Source organism: Nocardioides insulae DSM 17944, from assembly GCF_000422825.1.
In the GTDB taxonomy this organism is placed as follows: domain Bacteria; phylum Actinomycetota; class Actinomycetes; order Propionibacteriales; family Nocardioidaceae; genus Nocardioides; species Nocardioides insulae.
The window spans coordinates 430869-447582 of sequence record NZ_AUGU01000014.1 but is presented as its reverse complement, the minus strand read 5'-3'; the positions used below and the strand labels follow the sequence as shown (position 1 = coordinate 447582).

General features: G+C 72.7%; 15 protein-coding genes. 7 read left to right on the top strand and 8 right to left on the bottom strand.

What is annotated here, in order from left to right:
• Nucleotides 1-9: 9 nt before the first annotated feature.
• Nucleotides 10-1245, top strand: coding sequence for a non-hydrolyzing UDP-N-acetylglucosamine 2-epimerase (gene wecB / locus G515_RS0106305; RefSeq protein ID WP_245565248.1), 1236 nt, complete (start codon nt 10-12; stop codon nt 1243-1245).
• 145 nt (nt 1246-1390) lie between these two features.
• Nucleotides 1391-2614: a GNAT family N-acetyltransferase gene (locus tag G515_RS0106300; RefSeq protein ID WP_169570456.1), complete on the top strand. Its 1224-nt coding sequence runs from the start codon at nt 1391-1393 to the stop codon at nt 2612-2614.
• Here G515_RS0106300 and G515_RS0106295 read toward each other — a convergent pair.
• The gene (locus G515_RS0106295) at nt 2556-3239 is read right to left on the bottom strand and encodes a YveK family protein (RefSeq protein ID WP_028659479.1); all 684 of its coding nucleotides are present in this window, start codon (nt 3237-3239) and stop codon (nt 2556-2558) included. The two genes, G515_RS0106300 and G515_RS0106295, sit on opposite strands and share 59 nt — an antisense overlap.
• A 100-nt stretch (nt 3240-3339) precedes the next feature.
• On the opposite strand from G515_RS0106295, the gene G515_RS0106290 reads away from it, so the two are divergent.
• From G515_RS0106290 to G515_RS0106270, 5 genes are read left to right on the top strand one after another with little or no spacing between them, the layout of a single operon-like run.
• Nucleotides 3340-4434, top strand: a complete 1095-nt coding sequence (locus G515_RS0106290) for a hypothetical protein (protein ID WP_028659478.1) — start codon at nt 3340-3342, stop codon at nt 4432-4434.
• A 2-nt stretch (nt 4435-4436) separates the two neighbouring features.
• Nucleotides 4437-5792: an O-antigen ligase family protein gene (locus tag G515_RS0106285; protein WP_028659477.1), complete on the top strand. Its 1356-nt coding sequence runs from the start codon at nt 4437-4439 to the stop codon at nt 5790-5792.
• Nucleotides 5780-6715 carry a right-handed parallel beta-helix repeat-containing protein gene (locus tag G515_RS23470; protein ID WP_028659476.1) on the top strand — a complete coding sequence of 312 codons (936 nt, stop codon included), beginning with the start codon at nt 5780-5782 and terminating at the stop codon, nt 6713-6715. The genes G515_RS0106285 and G515_RS23470 overlap by 13 nt, the downstream gene beginning before the upstream one ends.
• Nucleotides 6712-7638: a glycosyltransferase family 2 protein gene (locus tag G515_RS23465; RefSeq protein WP_051217931.1), complete on the top strand. Its 927-nt coding sequence runs from the start codon at nt 6712-6714 to the stop codon at nt 7636-7638. Before G515_RS23470 ends, G515_RS23465 begins: the two co-directional genes overlap by 4 nt.
• 5 nt (nt 7639-7643) lie before the next feature.
• Nucleotides 7644-8858: a glycosyltransferase gene (locus G515_RS0106270; protein WP_028659475.1), complete on the top strand. Its 1215-nt coding sequence runs from the start codon at nt 7644-7646 to the stop codon at nt 8856-8858.
• Here the strand turns inward: G515_RS0106270 and G515_RS0106265 are convergent.
• From G515_RS0106265 to G515_RS0106235, 7 genes are read right to left on the bottom strand one after another with little or no spacing between them, the layout of a single operon-like run.
• Nucleotides 8839-10050, bottom strand: coding sequence for a glycosyltransferase (locus G515_RS0106265; RefSeq protein ID WP_028659474.1), 1212 nt, complete (start codon nt 10048-10050; stop codon nt 8839-8841). The genes G515_RS0106270 and G515_RS0106265 overlap by 20 nt on opposite strands.
• Nucleotides 10051-10054: 4 nt before the next feature.
• On the bottom strand, nt 10055-11527 hold the full coding sequence (locus G515_RS23895) for an oligosaccharide flippase family protein (RefSeq protein WP_036554417.1): 1473 nt from the start codon (nt 11525-11527) through the stop codon (nt 10055-10057).
• Nucleotides 11528-11529: 2 nt separating this feature from the next.
• The gene (locus tag G515_RS0106255; RefSeq protein ID WP_036554413.1) at nt 11530-12669 is read right to left on the bottom strand and encodes a DegT/DnrJ/EryC1/StrS family aminotransferase; all 1140 of its coding nucleotides are present in this window, start codon (nt 12667-12669) and stop codon (nt 11530-11532) included.
• Complete coding sequence (locus tag G515_RS19795) at nt 12666-13355, bottom strand: LbetaH domain-containing protein (RefSeq protein ID WP_051217930.1); 690 nt, start codon at nt 13353-13355, stop codon at nt 12666-12668. The genes G515_RS0106255 and G515_RS19795 overlap by 4 nt, the downstream gene beginning before the upstream one ends.
• Nucleotides 13352-14527 carry a DegT/DnrJ/EryC1/StrS family aminotransferase gene (locus G515_RS0106245; protein ID WP_028659472.1) on the bottom strand — a complete coding sequence of 392 codons (1176 nt, stop codon included), beginning with the start codon at nt 14525-14527 and terminating at the stop codon, nt 13352-13354. Before G515_RS0106245 ends, G515_RS19795 begins: the two co-directional genes overlap by 4 nt.
• A complete protein-coding gene (locus G515_RS0106240; protein ID WP_028659471.1) occupies nt 14524-15519 on the bottom strand; it encodes an NAD-dependent epimerase/dehydratase family protein in 996 nt (331 codons plus the stop codon). Before G515_RS0106240 ends, G515_RS0106245 begins: the two co-directional genes overlap by 4 nt.
• Complete coding sequence (locus tag G515_RS0106235) at nt 15516-16577, bottom strand: Gfo/Idh/MocA family protein (RefSeq protein ID WP_051217929.1); 1062 nt, start codon at nt 16575-16577, stop codon at nt 15516-15518. The genes G515_RS0106240 and G515_RS0106235 overlap by 4 nt, the downstream gene beginning before the upstream one ends.
• Nucleotides 16578-16714: the final 137 nt, after the last annotated feature.

Here is a 16714-nt window from a genome sequence, read left to right as displayed (position 1 = left end):
CCTGACCCGATGACACCTCCCACTCCCATGCTCCCGCCCGATGCTCCGGTCACCGACCTCACCGCACTGCTGAGTCGGCCGCGTGCGAGCGCACCCGACTCCTCAGGTCCACGACGGGTGCTGGTCGTCTACGGCACCCGCCCGGAGGCGATCAAGCTGGCGCCGGTCGTCACCGCTCTCACCACCTCCTCCACCCTCACCCCGGTCGTGGCCGTCACCGGCCAGCACAGGACGATGCTCGACCAGGTCAACGGCCTGTTCGGGATCGAGCCCGACGTCGATCTGGACGTGATCCGTCCGCGGCAGGAGCTGCACCAGCTCACCGGCCGGGTGCTCAACGGTCTGGTCGAGGTGCTGCGCAAGCACCGGCCTGACGCCGTGATGGTGCAGGGCGACACCACGACGTCGTTCGTGGCCGCGCTGGCCGCCTTCTACGAGAAGGTGCCGGTGATGCACGTCGAGGCCGGCCTGCGGACACGGGAGCGGTACGACCCGTTCCCGGAGGAGATCAACCGCCGGCTCACCTCCCAGTTGGCCGACCTCCACCTGGCCCCGACCACCGCGGCACGCGACAACCTGATCCATGACGGGATCCCGGCCGAGGAGATCGTGGTCACCGGCAACACCGTCATCGACGCCCTGCTGGACGTCGTGGACCGCCGGTTGCCCCTGCAGGACCCGGCGCTGCAGGGCCTGGGCGACTCCCCGCTGGTGCTGGTCACCAGCCACCGGCGCGAGTCCTGGGGTGCGCCGATGGCCCGCACCGCCGCGGCGGTGGCCCGCCTGGCCGGGATGTTCCCGCAGGTGCGGTTCGTCCTCCCGGCCCACCTCAACCCGACGGTTCGGGACGTCCTGCTCCCGCCCCTGGCCGGGCTGGGGAACATCACCGTCACCGAGCCGCTCTCCTACAGTGACTTCGCGGCCGTGATGGCCGCCAGCACGCTGGTCCTCACCGACTCCGGCGGCGTCCAGGAGGAGGCCCCCGGGCTCGGCAAGCCGGTGCTGGTGCTCCGCGAGACGACCGAGCGTCCCGAGGCGGTCGCAGCCGGCACGGTGAGACTCGTGGGCACCGACGAGCACCGGATCGTCTCCGAGACGGCCCGGCTGCTCACCGACACTGCGGCGTACGACGCGATGGCCCGGGCGGTCAACCCGTACGGCGACGGCCACGCCGCCCCCCGCATCCGGGCCGCCGTCGAGGAGTTCTTCGGGCACGGCCTCCGGCTCCCGGATTGGGCGGCGTGAGGGTGCCGGGTCGGGGCACCGATCGGCTACCCAATTGTGGGGTGAAGCTCGCCGGCGCATCGCCCCGCGCCGCCCGAACGGGTGCAATCGGGACACAGGCCCCAGTCGTGCACCAGCCGACGAGAACGCCGGAGCGAGGATGGCGATGACGACGACACCGGCCCGGATGGGCAAGGCGGTCCGATCGCGCTCGGTCACCGCCCCCGCGGTGCCCGGGGTGGCGTCGAGCATCCGAGAGGTCGAGGCCCTGCGCGAGACCTGGGCTGCGGCCGGGGCCTCCAGGGTGGACTCCGATCTCGACTACTTCCTGACCGTGGTCTCGGCCGATCCGACGGTGATCCGGCCCTGGGTGCTGACGGTGCCCCTACCCGACGCCGCCCCGGGCCTGGTCGTCTCCCGACTGGTCCGGCAGCGCTTCGATCTACAGGTGGGGTACCGGACAGTGCCCGGCCCGCGCGCCCGCAGCCTGGTGGTCTCCTTCGGCGGGGTCCTCGGAACCCACGGACCCGCCGACGCAGAGACGGTCATCAGAGCGCTGGACGGCGCCCTGCGCGCCGGACACGCCGATGTGGTGGTGCTGCAGAAGGTCGACGTCGACAGCGACCTGTACCGGGCGGCGATGGCGACGGGCCGCGCGAGGACCCGGCTCGCGCGCCCGGAGGTGGTCCTGCACACGACCGAACTGCCCTCCTCGTGGGACGAGTTGCTGGCGGCACGCTCGGCCAAGTCGCGGCGGCAGATCCGCTACGACGACAACAAGGTCCGTCGGGTGCTGGGCGAACGGCTCACCCTGCGCCGGCTCGATCGGCCCGAGGAGCTGCACCGGCTCCCGGACGTCGAGGCGGTCGCCGCACGGTCCTACCAGTCCGGTCTCGGCGTGAGCCTCGCCGACCAGCCGGTACAACGCGCACTGCTGGCCGCCGCCGCCGAACACGGGTGGCTCCGGGTGTGGATGGCCTACGTCGATGACCGGCCGGCCGCCTTCTGGTGGGGCGTCGTCCGAGGCGGTGACCTGCTCGTCGGGTCGCCCGGATTCGACCCGGAGTTCGCGCAGTTCCGGCTCGGCTACTACGTCCTGCGGCGCCTGCTCGAGGATTCCTGCGCCGACCCCGAGATCACCTCGATCGACTACGGCCCCGGTGACGCGGACTACAAGGCACGGTTCGGCACCCACGCCAGCTCGGTGCGCGATGTCCTGCTGTTCTCCCCCGGCGCCCGCGGGCTGATGCTCAGTGCCGCCCTCCGCGGGCAGGACGCCACGGTCCGCACCGCGAAGTCCCTGGTGCAGCGCAGCGGCCGCGCGGCCGAGTTCAAGCGACGGGCGCGTGCTCGTCTGATTCCTGCACGGACCGAGAGCGACGGCGCCTGAGAAGATGATCGACCAGCACAGCTCCCGCCACGGCCAGGACGCCACCGATCAGGAGCACGGTGGCGACGGCACGCAGGTCCGAGCCACGGTTGTAGAAGACGGGTGGTGCGGCCGGCACAACCCGGGTGGAGACCCGGCGTTCGGGACGCACCCCTTCCTCCTGCTGAAGCTCGAGCAGGGCACGTCGCACATCGGCGATGGCGGCATCGCGGCGCTCGGCGACCCCGTCCGGGTCCGGTCCGACCGCCTGCACACTGAGCATCGGCGAGGTGAAGTTGTAGTTCCACTGGCCGCCGGCGTTGGGCAGGGTGAGCAGGACGCCGTCCTGGATGCCGATCCCGGCGAGGTCGACCTCCTGACTGGTCGCGGCCGGCTTCTCGACGCCTGCGTTCACCCGGCGCTCGACCAGGCCGGCGAGCGCGATCAGGTTCTCGGAGGAGGAGACCAGCGACGCGTCGGTGGCCGAGGTAGCAGCGGGCGGTGCGATCAGGACGACGTCGACGCGCGAACTGTAGACACCCGGCCTGGCATGCACCGAGTAGAGCACCGCTGCCGTACCGACCAGCACCAGAAGCACCACCCAGAACCGCCGGCGGAGCACCTGCATCACCTCGGCAGTGGTCACCGCCAGCCCCCTTCGCCTGCTCGGGTCGCCCTCACTCTAGGAAGGGCGCCCCTCCCTGGGGCGATCCCTCCGCCACATACCCCGAACAAGGGAGGCCGTCATGTATTTGCGTGATGTCTGGCGCAGCTGCCTGCGGCGGTGGTGGCTCCTGCTGTTGTGCCTCGTGGTGAGCGGTGGCCTGTGGTACGTCGCCTTCGGCCTGGTCAAGCCGACCTACGAGTCCGAGGCCAGCGTGGTGCTGGTGCCCCCCGTCAGCACCGAGGACCCGAGCCAGAACCGCTATCTGGGTCTCGGCGGGCTCAAGCAGTCCGCGGATGTGCTGTCACGGTCGATCCAGTCCGCGGATGTGGCCGAGAAGATCCAGGATGCGGTCCCCGGCGCCGAGTACCTCGTGGAGGCCGACTTCACCACCAGCGCCCCGATCCTGGTTGTGACCGCCACCGCGGACACTCCCGGTGGAGCCGCCGGCATGCTGAGCACCGTGCTGAAGCGACTGCCCGGCACCCTGCGTCACCTCCAGGAGGAGGTGGACATCGCGGAGAACCGGCAGATCACCATGGTCATGGTGTCCCAGGACAGCGCCCCGGACACCGTGGAGACGACCCGGCTCCGCGTGCTCGGCATGCTGGCGGCCGGACTGCTTGCCCTCAGCCTGCTGACCGTCGCCGCCGTGGACGGATTGTTGCTGCGGCGCGCGTCCCGTCGACCCGACGGTGATCCCAGCGCAGCCTCCGACCCGACGGCTGACCAGACCGCCGACGAGCCGGCCGACTCACCTTCCGACTCGTTGCCCGACTCTGTCTCCGAGGACGGCCTGGCCGCCGTCGACCAGGCCGCCGACGAGACGACCGACTCACCTTCCGACTCGTTGCCCGACTCTGACTCAGAGGACGGCCGGGCCACCGTCGACCAGACGGCTGACCTGACCGCCGACGAGACGACCGACTCACCTTCCGACTCGTTGCCCGAGTCTGACTCCGAGGACCCCGGCGCCGCCGAGGACGGCCGAGCCGACGCCGACCCGGCAACAGCGCCCGCCGCAGTCGACTCCGTCGTCTCCCCCAACCGGGCGCGGGGCGGCAGGAGGGCGGCGCGCGCGCGGCCGGATCCGGATGTCGATGACGAGTCACCCGAGCAGCTGCTGGACGACCTCGAGGCCGAACTCGCCGGCGGGCACCGCCGACGCGGCGAGTAGCCATGCGTGCGGCGCCCTTCTCCCCCCGCCATCGGCACGGCCGGCTGGACGCGGTGACCTACCTGACCGCGGTGCTGGTCCTGGCCTTCGCGATCGAGTCCCGCTATGTCATCGGTCCGCTCGGCGGCGCCGGCACCCCGGCGCAGGTGCTGGCGGTCGGTGGTCTGTGCTGGTGGATGTACTTCCACACCGCCCGGGCCTGGTCGGCGCCGTGGCAGGTGCAACCCGTGCGGATCGCCCTGCTGGGACTGTTCCTGTGCTTCTGCGCCAGCTACGCCGTAGCGATGTCACGACCGATCACCGGACTGGAGAGCAGCAGTGCCACCCTCGGCCTGGTCTCGCTGGGCGGCTGGCTCGGTGTCGCCCTGCTGGCCCACGACGGGGTGCCCGACTCCGAGCGGCTGGACGCCATGCTCCGGCGCCTGGTCCTGGCCGGCACGCTGCTCGCCGCGCTCGGGATCGGCCAGTTCGTGTTCAACACGCCGCTGATCCGGTGGTTCACCGTCCCCGGACTGCAACTCAACATCCCGCTCGGGGACCTGTCCATCCGAGGCAGCTTCACCCGCCCCTTCGGCACGACGCTGCATCCGATCGAGTTCGGCGCCGTGCTGACGACCCTGCTCCCCGTCGCGATCGCCCGGGCACGCAGCCACCCCACGGCCGGTCGGATCGGGCCCTGGGTCTGCGTCTTCCTGCTCGCCGTCGGCATGGTGGTGTGCAACTCCCGCTCGGCCGTCCTGTCCACGCTGGTCGGGCTGACGGTCCTCTCCGCCATCTGGTCGGCCCGTACCCGGCTCTACGCCCTCGCGGGCGCTCTCGGCATCCTCGGCTTCGTCGTGATCGCGCTTCCTGGGCTGACCGGCAGTCTGTTGAGCCTGTTCGGCGGGGCCGGGGAGGACGGCAGCATCGCGTCCCGCACCGGCTCCTACGAACTGGTCGGGGAGTTCGTGAGCAGGAATCTGTGGTTCGGCCGCGGCGGCTCCACCTTCCTCCCGAGCTACCGCATCCTCGACAACCAGTACCTCCTCACCCTGATCGAGCTCGGCGTCATCGGCCTGCTCGCCTTCCTGGCGGTGCTGGCGGCAGCCTTCCTCTCCGCCCGCCAGGCCCGGCTGATCGCCTGCGGCCCCGCCCACGCCGAGCGTGCGCAGGGCCTGGCCGCCGGGGTCGCCGCCGCCGCGTTCGGACTGGGCACCTACGACGGGCTGAGCTTCCCGGTGGCCACCACCATCCTGTTCATCGTCGTCGGCCTCACGGGCGCGGCGTACCGACTCGAGCGGCAGGAGCGGCTCGAGCGGGCCGGTACGCCGGCCCAGTCAACCCCCGATCAGCGCCAGGAGGCGTCATGGCCACGCTGAAGCACGTCACGTGGACCCAGCGGCGGATCGGGGTGATCGTGGTCGTCGTGCTGCTCGTGGGCGCGCTCCTCGGCACCTGGGCGCTGCTCGACCCCCGCGACTCCCAGCAGCAGAACGCCTCCGCGAAAGCGGCTTCGGCGCCGGCGCCGGCGCCCTCACCGGTGTCGACCCCCGCGTCCGCCCCGCCTCCGTTCCGGGCCACGATCCACAACACCGGGGCACGCGGCCCGATGCGCACCGTCGGGTCCAGGACGGTCACCCGGGACGGCGCCGTCGTCCGAAATCTGCGGATCCGCGGCCAACTCACGATCGAGGCCGACGACGTCCTGGTCGAGAACGTCCACGTCTACTCCGGCGCCTCCTACGGCATCCTGGTCCGGGGCAAGCGGGCCACGATCCAGTGGACGACGATCCAGGGCACCCCGGGCGCGACGCTCGCCGGCCTGGCCGCCGACGAGGTCGGCTCCTTCCGGGCGATCCGCATCCGGGTGATGGACGTGGAGGACGGCGTCCGACTGAGCAATCTGTGCGTGCTGCGGCGCTCGTTCATCTACCGACTCGCCGGCCACAGCGGATCGCACTACGACGGCGTGACCGCCGACGGCTACCGCGGCTGGCGGATCATGGGCAACCGGATCCTCAACCGGCACGCCCAGACCTCCGCGGTGTGGATCGGGGATCCGCGGTACGCGCCTTCGGCCGGCCTGCTGCAGAACAACATCCTGGCCGGCGGCGGCTACACGCTCTACGCCGGCCCGTCGACCGGCCTGGGCCTGAGGGTGATCGGGAACAGGTTCTCCACCGCGGGGTTCCCGCGCGCCGGGCGCTGGGGGCCGGTCACGGCCTGGAGCGCAGCCGGCAACGAGTGGCGGGACAACACCTGGCTGGGTGGCCCGCGGGACGGAAGAGAGGTACAGCCGTGACCGAGCAGACCGAGGTGGCCCGCAGCCTGGCAGAGCCCATCGACGTGGTGGTGGTCACCTACCGGAGCCGCCACGTGATCGACGCGCTGCTCGATTCGCTGCCCGACGCGATGGGCGGCCTGCCCGCCCGGGTGGTCGTGGTCGACAACGGTTCTCCCGACGGCACCGCCGACCATGTCGCCGCCCGAGGCGACTGCCTCGTCGTACGCGCCCCCAACCGGGGATACGCCGCCGGGATCAACGCGGGCGTGGCCGCCTTGGCCGGCCACGGCCCGATCCTGGTGCTCAACCCCGACGTGCGTCTGGGGGCGAACTCGGTCCCCGCACTGTTCGAGACACTGTGCCTCCCCGACACGGGGATCGCTGCGCCCCGCGTGCTCGACGACCAGGGGGCGCTCTTCCCTTCGCTGGGACGCGAGCCCACCCTCCCGCGCGCGCTCGGGCTCAACCGCACGGGGCTGCCGTGGCTCACCGAACGCATCCCGGCGGGGGCGGCCTACGAGGAGCCGCGCCGGGTCGACTGGGCACTGGGGGCGGTACTGCTGATCTCCCGGGAGTGCCACGACCGACTCGGCTGGGACGAGTCCTTCTTCCTCTACTCCGAGGAGACCGATCTGTGCCTGCGCGCCCGCGACGCCGGCCTCGCCACCCGGTACGACCCGCGGGCGGTGTGTTGGCACGTCGGCGGACAGTCCGGTCGTTCGGCCAGGATCCACGCGATGCAGGTGCTCAACCGGCTCCGCCTCTACCGCCGCAGGCACTCGGTGCCCGCGGCCTGCGCCTACCTGGCCGCGTTGTTGGCCAGCGAGGTCTCCTGGGTGCTCCGTGGACAGGACTTCTCCCGCGAGGCGATCCGCAGCCTGCTGCGCCCCCGCCGGCGGCCGGCCGAGCTGGACTGCTCCGACTCGCTGCTCCCGAGGTGAGCCCCATGGAATCGTCCTCCCCCAACTCCGCCCGCGGGATCGGCTCGGACCCGCGTCCCCTCGTGGTCTGGCTGGCCGGAGTGAGCTGGGAGGGCATCGCCGGCACCGACCGCCAGCTCGTCCAGCGGCTTCTCGACCACGTCGATGTGCTGTGGGTCGACCCGGCGCGGTCGGTGATCCGCAGCCGCGGAACCGGGCAGGGGCTACGCCCTGCACTCGTCGAGGAACGTCCAGGTCTGCTCCGACTCCGCCCGGTCGGTCCGCCCCTGCCCTTCCGCCGGGGGGTGGCGCCCTTCACGACGGCGCTCGTCCGCCAGACCCTGCGCCGCACGGTCGCCCGGCTGGAGAGGCATCCCGATCTGGTGGTCTCGACCTCCCCACACCCCGATCTCACCGCCCTCCCGGGCGTCCGCACCCTTTACTACGCCACCGACGACTTCGTCGCGGGTGCCGGGCTGATGGGCAAGGCGCCGGACAGGTTCGGCCGGCTGGAGTCCCGCCGCCTGGACCAGGCCGACGTGGTGGGGGCCGTTTCGCCACAGATCCTCCGGCGCTGGGGACGGACCGGCTTCGTCCTGCCCAACGGCTGCGACCTCGCCCACTACGCCGACCTGGACGGACACACCCCGGACGGGCTCGACGCCGAGCCGGAGACCGTGCTCGGTCTGCCCCGACCGGTCGTCGGCATGATCGGCCAGCTCTCGCCGCGGATCGATCTGACCCTGCTCGAAGCCATCCCCGCGGCCGGGCTCTCCCTCCTGCTCGTCGGCCCGCGCCAGCATTCCTGGGAGCCCGACCGGCTGGATCGGCTGCTGGCCCATCCGCGGGTGCACTGGACCGGTCAGCAGCCGTGGGAGGAACTGCCCGCCTGGCTCCGCATGGTCGATGTGGGCGTCACACCGTACGTCGAGGACGACTTCAACCGCGCCAGCTTCCCGCTGAAGACCCTGGAGTACCTCGCCGCCGGTCGAGCCGCCGTCTCGACCCCGCTGCCCGCCGTCGAAGGTCTCGCCACACCCCATATCCGGACCGGCCGGTCGCCGGAGGAGTTCGTCGCCGCGATCCGGTCGGCGCTCACCGAGGGCGTCACCCCCGGGTGGGTCGCCGCCCGGCGCGCCGCGGCGGCGGAGCACGACTGGTCCGAGCGGGCCGCCGAGTTCCTCCGTGTCAGCGGGCTCGCGGAGGCCTGCCGATCCGGACTCACACCGGGCGGGCGTTGAAGTCGTCGCGAGCGGCCAGCCCACGGGCCCGGTCCAGGCGGCGCCGAACCTTGTAGTCGAGCAGTCCGACGCCTGACCGAAGTGCGTCGCCGACGGTGCTGGCGAGGGAGTCTCGGCCGGCGAGCGCGTCGGCGTAGATGCGCTCCTGGACTCCCGCCGCGGTGTCCAGCCCGAAGCGCTGCACCGCCAACCGGCGGCCCAGCTCGCCCAGTTCGCCGCGTACGGCGGGGCTGTCGAGCGCCGGAGCCAGGGCCGACTCCAGCCGACCCTCGCCGTGCTCGGGTCCGGGTCCCACCCCGTACCAGCCCTGCTCCAGGAAGGTCGGCAGCGACGTCTCGGTGAGGAGTTCGAAGAAGCCGCGCTCCCCCTGGACCACCAGGGGCTTGCCGAAGGCGAGCGCGCGCAGCGCCGAGCCGCCCATGCCGAGGCACACGTCCGCCGCGGCGTAGGCCCAGCGCGGATCGGGCCACTCGCCGACCGCGAGCACGACGTCGCGGTCGTGCCGCCGGTTGACCTCGCCCGCGGCCGCCCGGACCTGGTCGCCCGCGGGACCGTCCCCCACGATCAGCAGCTGGATCCGGCGTACGTCGGCCAGCCGGTCGACCGTGCGGATCGCGCTGAGGATGCCCTCGAGCTTCATCTCCTGGGCAAGGCGGGACACCACCGTGACGGTCAGCGCGTCACGGTCGAGCTCCACGGGGGGCGGGAGGTCGAGGCCGGGGGCGTTGAGCCGGGTGTCGACCGGCGGCTCGAGCAGCGCCACCTCGCCCCGCCGCCGGGGGGCGACGTGGTCACGGATCCGCGTCGTCCCCACCACCAGCGGCAGGCCGGAGGGCAGGAAGGGCGCGACCGACATCGACATCACGGTGCCGACCGCGACCGCACGGGGGGTGAGCCGGGCCGCGGCGTACCCCTCCAGGATCGGGGGCCACTCGTAGCCGTGCAGCAGTTCGAAGCCACGCTCGACGACGAGCCGGCGCAGATCCAGCGCGGTCTCGACGCCGGGCCGGATCCGGGCCCGGCGGCGTGGGAGGAGTTCGAGGCCGAGCTCGTGCACCCGGTCCGAGAGCGGGCCGGGGTCCGCGTAGACGACCACCTCGTGACCGCGGTCGCGGCAGGCGGCGGCGAGTTCGATGGCGTTGGTCTGACTGCCGCCGATCTCCATGCTGTGCGGGGACACCAGGATCCTCATGGCGTCACCGCGGATCAGCGGCCGGGACCGGTTCCGTGCGCTCGTCGGTCCCGTCCTGGAGGCGCCACACCGCGAGGTCGCCGCGGCGCCATCGGAGCAGCGCCGCCGCCAGCGCAGCCGAGAACGTCCCACCGACCAGCAGCACCGCCAGGTCCGACGATCCCGCTGCGGTCAGCGCGAGGGGTACGCCGGCGGCCGGCACCGCGGCGACCGCGGGCGCAGCCCAGGCGGAGAGCACCGGACCTGGTCCCAGACCCGCCCGCCTCAGTTCCACCAGGTAGAGGGGCAACGTCACGCCCACGGCGACCGCGACCAGCGCCGCACCCGCGCCGGCCAGCGACGCCTCCCGGAGGCCCAGCCAGACCGCCGGTACCAGTGCTACCAGCCCGGCGAGCTGGACCCGGAGGACCGCCCGGGTGCGGCCGAGCACGACCAGGTAGTCGTAGCAGAGTTCGAATCCGATCCGCAGGGCCGCGAACAGCGCCAGCCAGCGGAGCACCGGTCCGGCCGCGGACCATGCCTCGCCGTACACGACCGCGACGAGCTGGGGGGCGCACGCGGCGATGGCGACACAGCCGGGCAGGGCGACCGCTGCCAGAGGCCGCTGGACCTGTCCGTAGGCCCGGTGCATCCGCGCCGGATCGTGCTGCATCCGAGCGAACAACGCCGGCGCCACCGCCCGCAGCGGGAGGGAGAGCAGCGTGACCGGCCAGGCCGCCAGGTTCACTGCGAGCACGTAGGCGCCGAGGGAGGCCGGGCCGAGAACGCGGCCGACCACCAGCTGGTCGAGGAAGCCCACGGCGAAGACGACCATGCTCGCACCCGCCAGCGGGACGCCGAAGGCGAGCAGCCGGCGGGCGAGCTCACGGTCCAGGCCGAAGCGGTACGGCAGCGGCGAGTAGTGCCAGAAGAGCAGCCCGGAGAGGGCCGCACCAGCCAGTCGGCCGACGACCAGGGCGAGCGCACCCAGCCCGGCCGCGGCCAGCGCGATCGAGACCAGCGCTCCGACCCAGGTGTTGACCTGGTCGGCCACCAATCGCTGGTCCTGTCGGAAGGCGCGCTGCATCAGCGCCGCAGGAGTGGCGACCAGTCCGTTGACCAACACGCAGAGGCTGAGGAGCTGGACCGGGAGAGTCGCCGCCGGATCGCCCATCATGCCCGTGAACCACGGGGCCGCCCAGATCGCCATCGCGGTCAGCACGGCACTCATCGCCACCGAGATGGTGGCCACCGTCGGCGCGATCCTCGCGGGGTCATCCGGCCAGCGCACGATCGCCAGGCTGACACCGAGCTCGTTGAAGCTCAGCACCGCCATCAGCGCGACCAGCGCGACGGCGTACGTGCCGAACTCGGCCGGACCGAGCAGACGCGCCAGCGCCACCGAGATCGCCAGCGTGCCCAACCGGGCCAACGCGGTGTTGGCGAAACTCCAGACGAGGGCTCGCCCCGGCCGTCCCGATCCGGCTGTCTCGACCATGGTCAGGCCGCACCGCCGGGGCCGCCCGCCGGCCGCACGGCGTGGGTCAACCGGTCGGCCACCCGCTCCTGCTGCTCGGCGGTGAGGTGCGGGAACATCGGCAGCGAGAGGATCTCTCCGGCCGCCCGCTCGGCGACGGGGAAGCTGCCCGGGCCGAGCCCGAGCTGGGCGTACGCCGGGGTGAGGTGCACAGCGGTCGGGTAGTGGATGCCGGCGCCGATGCCCGCCTCGCCGAGTTCGGCCAGCACCCGGTCCCGCTCGCCGCCGGCGATACGGACGACGTAGAGGTGCCACACGTCCTCGTTGCCCGGAGCAGAAGCGGGGAGCCGGACACCCGGGAGGCCGTCGAGCAGTTCTCGGTAGCGGTCGGCCGCCTGCCGGCGCAGGTCGTTCCACTTCTCCAGCCGGGCCAGCTTCGCCCGCAGGACGACGGCCTGGACGGCGTCGAGCCTGGAGTTGAGGCCGACCACCTCGTGGACGTACTTGGTCAGGGACCCGTGCGCGGAGAGCAGCCGGACACTCCGGGCGATCTCGGGGTCGTCTGTGAGGACGGCCCCACCGTCGCCGGCGGCGCCGAGGTTCTTCCCCGGGTAGAAACTCGTGGCGGCCACGGTGCCGAAGGACCCGGCCGGCCGCCCCTGGCGACGTGCCCCCTGCGACTGGGCGGCGTCCTCGATCACCGGTACGCCGGCCGCCTCGGCGATCGGCAGCACCCGCTCCATCGGCGCGGTCTGCCCGAACAGGTGCACCGGCACGATCGCCTGGGTGCGGGGCGTGAGCGCCCGCTCGAGCGCATCGGGGTCGAGCAGCAGATACTCCTCGTCGACGTCGACCAGGACCGGTGTGGCCCCGATCCGGGAGGCCGCCTCCGCGGTGGCGATGAAGGTGTTGGCCGGGATCACGACCTCGCCCCCGGGCCGTACGCCGACCGCACGCATGGCCAGTTCCAGCGCGTCGGTGCCGTTGCCGACGCCGACGCAGTGGCGGGTCCCGAGGAAGTCGGCGTACTCCTGCTCGAAGCCCGCCACCTCCGGGCCGCCGACGAAGGCGGTCAGGGCGCAGACCTCCTCCCAGCCGAGGCGCACCTCGTCGGCGACCTCGGCATGCTGCGCCGCCAGGTCGAGGAAGGGAACGGGGATCATGCGGGGTCCTCCTGGGTCGGGTCGCCGGTCGAGGAACGGGCGGCGGGCAGGTGCGGGGTCCGCAGCCGGCGCGCCGGGATGCCTCCCCAGGTCTCGGCCGGTGGAAGGTCGGTCAGCAGGGCCGAGCCCATCCCGAGGGTGGAATGGGCACCGACGGTGAGGTTCTGTCGGACCGAGGAGTTCATGCCCAGGTAGGCCCCCTCGCCGACGTGCACGCCACCGCCGAGGGTCGCCCCGGCGCAGAGGGTGGCGTAGTCGTCGACCACGTCGTCGTGGGTGAGCACCACCTGCGGCATCAGGACGACGTGTCGCCCCACCCTCACGTCGGCGGTCAGCACGGCGCCGGCGAGCACGATCGACCCGCGGCCGAGGCTGCACCCGATAGGCACCTCCACCGCCGGGTGCACCACCCGCGCGTAACGGGCGGGGTCCACGCCTAGGGCGGCCCACGCGGTCACGATCCGGCGACGGGTCGCCCCCATGCCCGCGCAGACCAGCAGTTCGTGGTCGGGCCGGTCCACGACCAGGTCGGTGGGACCCAGCACGGTCGCGCCACCGATGACGCTCCCCCAGGTGGAGACGTCGTCGTCGAGCAGCACCAGCTCGTCGTAGTCCCCCACCTGGGCGAGGATGACCAACACTTCCCGGGTCAGACCGCCGGCCGCGGCGATCACCAGGCCGGTCATGGTCCCTGACTTCCCCGGACGGGTCGGGCGAGGACGGCGATGACGCGGTCCTGTTCGGCCGTGGTCAGCTGATGGAACAGGGGCAGGATCAGGGTGGTGTCGGTGAGCCGGTCGGTCTCGGGGAGCTCGGCCTCCCGGGCCGCGGCGGCATGGGCCCGCTGCCGGTGCGCGGCCATGATCCCGCGTCGCGCAGAGATGCCGGCCTCGGCCAACTCGGCCAGCAGCCCCTCCCGGTCGGTCCGGTAGGACCGGCCCACCTCCACCCAGCAGGACTGCATGTTGGTCCGGCCGTGGGGCGGGTCGGCGACCAGCCGGAGCCCGTCGATCCCGGCGATCGCCTCGGCGTAACGGGCGGCCAGCTCCCGTCGCCGCTCCACGATGGCGGGCAGCCGGTCCAGCTGGACCAGGCCGACGGCCGCCTGGAGGTCGGTCATCCGGAAGTTGAACCCCACCTCGTCGTACCGCTCCGGCGGGGCCAGCACACTGGCATGCCGCTCGGCCGCGGAGACGCTCATCGCGTGCTCCCGGAGCCGGCGGGCGCGCTCGGCCCAGTCCAGCCGCGAGGTCGTGAGCATCCCGCCCTCCCCGGTGGTGAGCAGCTTGCGCGGGTGGAAGGACCAGGTCGCCAGCTCCGCCCAGGCACCCGCGGGATGACCGCGGTAGAGCGAGCCCGCGGCACAGGCGGCGTCCTCGATCACCACGATCCCGCGCGGGTCGCACAGCGCCCGGATCGGGGCCAGATCGACGGGTACGCCGCCCTGGTCGACCACGATCACCGCCCGGGTCTGCGGGGTGAGCACCGCCGCCACGCCGGAGGCGGTGAGGTTGCCGGTGACCCCGTCCACGTCGGCGAAGACGGGCCGGGCCCCGACGTAGGTCGGCGCGTTCGCCGTCGCCACGAAGGAGAGGCTCGGCACCACGACGTCGTCGCCGGCCTGCACACCGGCCACGACCAGGGCCAGGTGCAGGGCCGTCGTACAGCTGGAGGTGGCGACCGCGTGCGCGGCCTCCAGACGCCGGGCGAACGTCGCCTCGAACTCGGCCACCTTCGGCCCCTGGGCCACCCAGCCCGAGCGCAGTACCTCAGCCACCGCGGCGACCTCGTCCTCGCCCAGCCAGGGCTGCATCACGCTGATCCGGGTCAGCGCCGCCTCGGGCAGGAGTCCGGTCATGAGGCCACCCGCTCCCGGCCGGCCGCGATCTCCTCGCGCAGCGGTGCCCACCACTCGACCAGCGACCGCAGCCCGTCCTCCAGGCCGATCCGGGGCTCCCAGCCCAGGTCCCGGCGGGCGGCGGAGATGTCGGCCAGGCGCCGGGTGACGCCATTGACCGCGCGCTCGGGTCCGTGCTGGACGCCGAGGTCGGAGCCCATCACCCGGAGCAGCGCCTCGGCCAGGTCGAGCAGGCTCGTCTCGGTGGCGCTGGCGATGTTGTAGACGCCCTCGACCACGTCGCCACCGGCCGCCAGGATGTTGGCCCGGGCGATGTCGGGCACGCAGACGAAGTCCATCGTCTGCCGCCCGTCCCCGAAGATCACCGGGGGCAGGCCGTCGGCGATCCGCTCCATCCAACGCACCAGCACCTCGGTGTAGGCGCCGTGCACGTCCATCCGGGGGCCGTACACGTTGAAGTAGCGCAGCCCGACGTAGTCCAGCCCGGTCATCGCCCGGTAGCTGCGGACCAGGCCCTCGTTGAAGGACTTGGCGGCGCCGTACAGCGTGTCGTTGTTGTGGTGGTGGTGCCGCTCCCCGGTCGGGAACTCCTCGGCCAGGCCGTACACCGAGGCCGAGGAGGCGTAGACCAGCTTGTCCACCCGGGCGTCCGCGGCCGCCTCCACGACGTTGAAGGTGCCGTCCACCAGCACCTCGAGGGCCAGCCGGGGCTCCTCGGCGCACTGGGTGATCCGGATGGCGGCCTGGTGCAGGACGAGGTCCTTGCCGCGGGTGAGGTCGCCGACCAGGTCGCGGTCGCGGATGTCCCCCTCCACCAGCCGGACCCGCCCGGAGGCCAGGGCGTCATCGAGGTTGGCGCGCCGGCCGCGCACCAGGTTGTCCAGGACGTCGACGTGCGCGACACCGGCGTCGAGGAGTTGGTCGACGATGGTGGAGGCGATGGTGCCGGCCCCGCCGGTCACCAGGGCCGAGGCCCCCTGCAGCGCGCTCATCGGACGATCTCCAGAGCCGGGACGTCGGCTGGGACGACGTCCACCTGAGCCCCGCGGGCCCGCTGGCTGGTGGCCGCCGCCTCCAGGACCGAGAGGACCCGCAGACCGGCCTCGCCGTCGGTCACCGGGGCGCGTTCCTCACGGATGCTGGCCGCGAACTCGGCCACCATCGCGCCGAGCGCCTCCCGCTCCGGCAGGGCGGGGGCCCAGGTGTCCCCGAGCCGGTAGGAGATGGACGCGGTCCGCCGGTCGGCGCTGTCCACGCTCTGCTGGATCAGGTCGACGCCGCGGTCGAAGACGCTGAGTCGCTGCTGGGGGTTGAGGTCGTCCCAGAGCAGGGTGCGCTCGCTGCCGCCGATGACCATCTGCCGGATCTTGGTCGGGCTGAGCCAGTTGACGTGCACGTGGGCCATCGCGCCGCCCGGCAGCGGCAGGGTCAGATAGCCCACGCAGCTCTTCCCGGCACCGAGCGGGTCGGCCCCCTGGGCGGCCACGCCGAGCGGGCGGAGTCCGCCCGGCAGGACGAAGTCGAGGATGGAGAGGTCGTGCGGAGCCAGGTCCCACAGCACGTCGACGTCGGGCTGGAGCAGGCCCAGGTTGATCCGCACCGAGTCGACGAACAGGATCTCGCCGAGCGACCCGCTCGAGACCAGCTCCCGGATCTTCTGGACGACCGGGGTGTAGCAGTAGGTGTGGTCGGTCATCAGCACCAGGCCCTGTGAGCGGGCCTCCTCGACCATCCGGCTCCCGTCTGCGACCGAGGAGGCGAGCGGCTTCTCCACCAGCACGTGCTTGCCGGCGCGGAGGGCGCGCTCGGCGATCGGCCGGTGGGTGCGGGCCGGTGTGGCGACCGCGACCGCGTCGACGTCCTCGCGGGCCAGGACCTCATCCAGGTCCGCGGTCACCAGGAGGTCCGAGCCGCCGACGACCTGCCGGGCACGTTCGGTGTCCAGGTCGCAGACGGCGCGCAGTTCCCAGTCGGTGCTTCCTCGAAAATTGCGGATCAGATTGGGCCCCCAGTAACCCGCCCCTACCACCGCGATCCCGAGCTTCTCCATATCGTGTCCTGTCGCTCGCACCGACCGCGTGCCCAGCAGCGCCCGGCACCGGCGCGGCCGCTGACTCACGGCCGCTTCCCCGATTCCATCGGCTGGGCGGGGCCGGGTGGCACGGCCGTCGTGGCTATACACCAGAT

Bases quoted from the DNA above. Each gene is read 5' to 3' on its own strand.
- G515_RS0106270 (WP_028659475.1), top strand. From the start codon at position 7,644: ATGGAATCGTCCTCCCCCAACTCCGCCCGCGGGATCGGCTCGGACCCG.
- G515_RS0106290 (WP_028659478.1), top strand. From the start codon at position 3,340: ATGTATTTGCGTGATGTCTGGCGCAGCTGCCTGCGGCGGTGGTGGCTC.
- G515_RS23895 (WP_036554417.1), bottom strand. From the start codon at position 11,527: ATGGTCGAGACAGCCGGATCGGGACGGCCGGGGCGAGCCCTCGTCTGG.
- G515_RS0106245 (WP_028659472.1), bottom strand. From the start codon at position 14,527: ATGACCGGACTCCTGCCCGAGGCGGCGCTGACCCGGATCAGCGTGATG.
- G515_RS0106285 (WP_028659477.1), top strand. From the start codon at position 4,437: ATGCGTGCGGCGCCCTTCTCCCCCCGCCATCGGCACGGCCGGCTGGAC.
- wecB (WP_245565248.1), top strand. From the start codon at position 10: ATGACACCTCCCACTCCCATGCTCCCGCCCGATGCTCCGGTCACCGAC.
- G515_RS0106240 (WP_028659471.1), bottom strand. From the start codon at position 15,519: ATGAGCGCGCTGCAGGGGGCCTCGGCCCTGGTGACCGGCGGGGCCGGC.
- G515_RS0106235 (WP_051217929.1), bottom strand. From the start codon at position 16,577: ATGGAGAAGCTCGGGATCGCGGTGGTAGGGGCGGGTTACTGGGGGCCC.
- G515_RS19795 (WP_051217930.1), bottom strand. From the start codon at position 13,355: ATGACCGGCCTGGTGATCGCCGCGGCCGGCGGTCTGACCCGGGAAGTG.
- G515_RS0106255 (WP_036554413.1), bottom strand. From the start codon at position 12,669: ATGATCCCCGTTCCCTTCCTCGACCTGGCGGCGCAGCATGCCGAGGTC.
- G515_RS0106300 (WP_169570456.1), top strand. From the start codon at position 1,391: ATGACGACGACACCGGCCCGGATGGGCAAGGCGGTCCGATCGCGCTCG.
- G515_RS23470 (WP_028659476.1), top strand. From the start codon at position 5,780: ATGGCCACGCTGAAGCACGTCACGTGGACCCAGCGGCGGATCGGGGTG.
- G515_RS0106265 (WP_028659474.1), bottom strand. From the start codon at position 10,050: ATGAGGATCCTGGTGTCCCCGCACAGCATGGAGATCGGCGGCAGTCAG.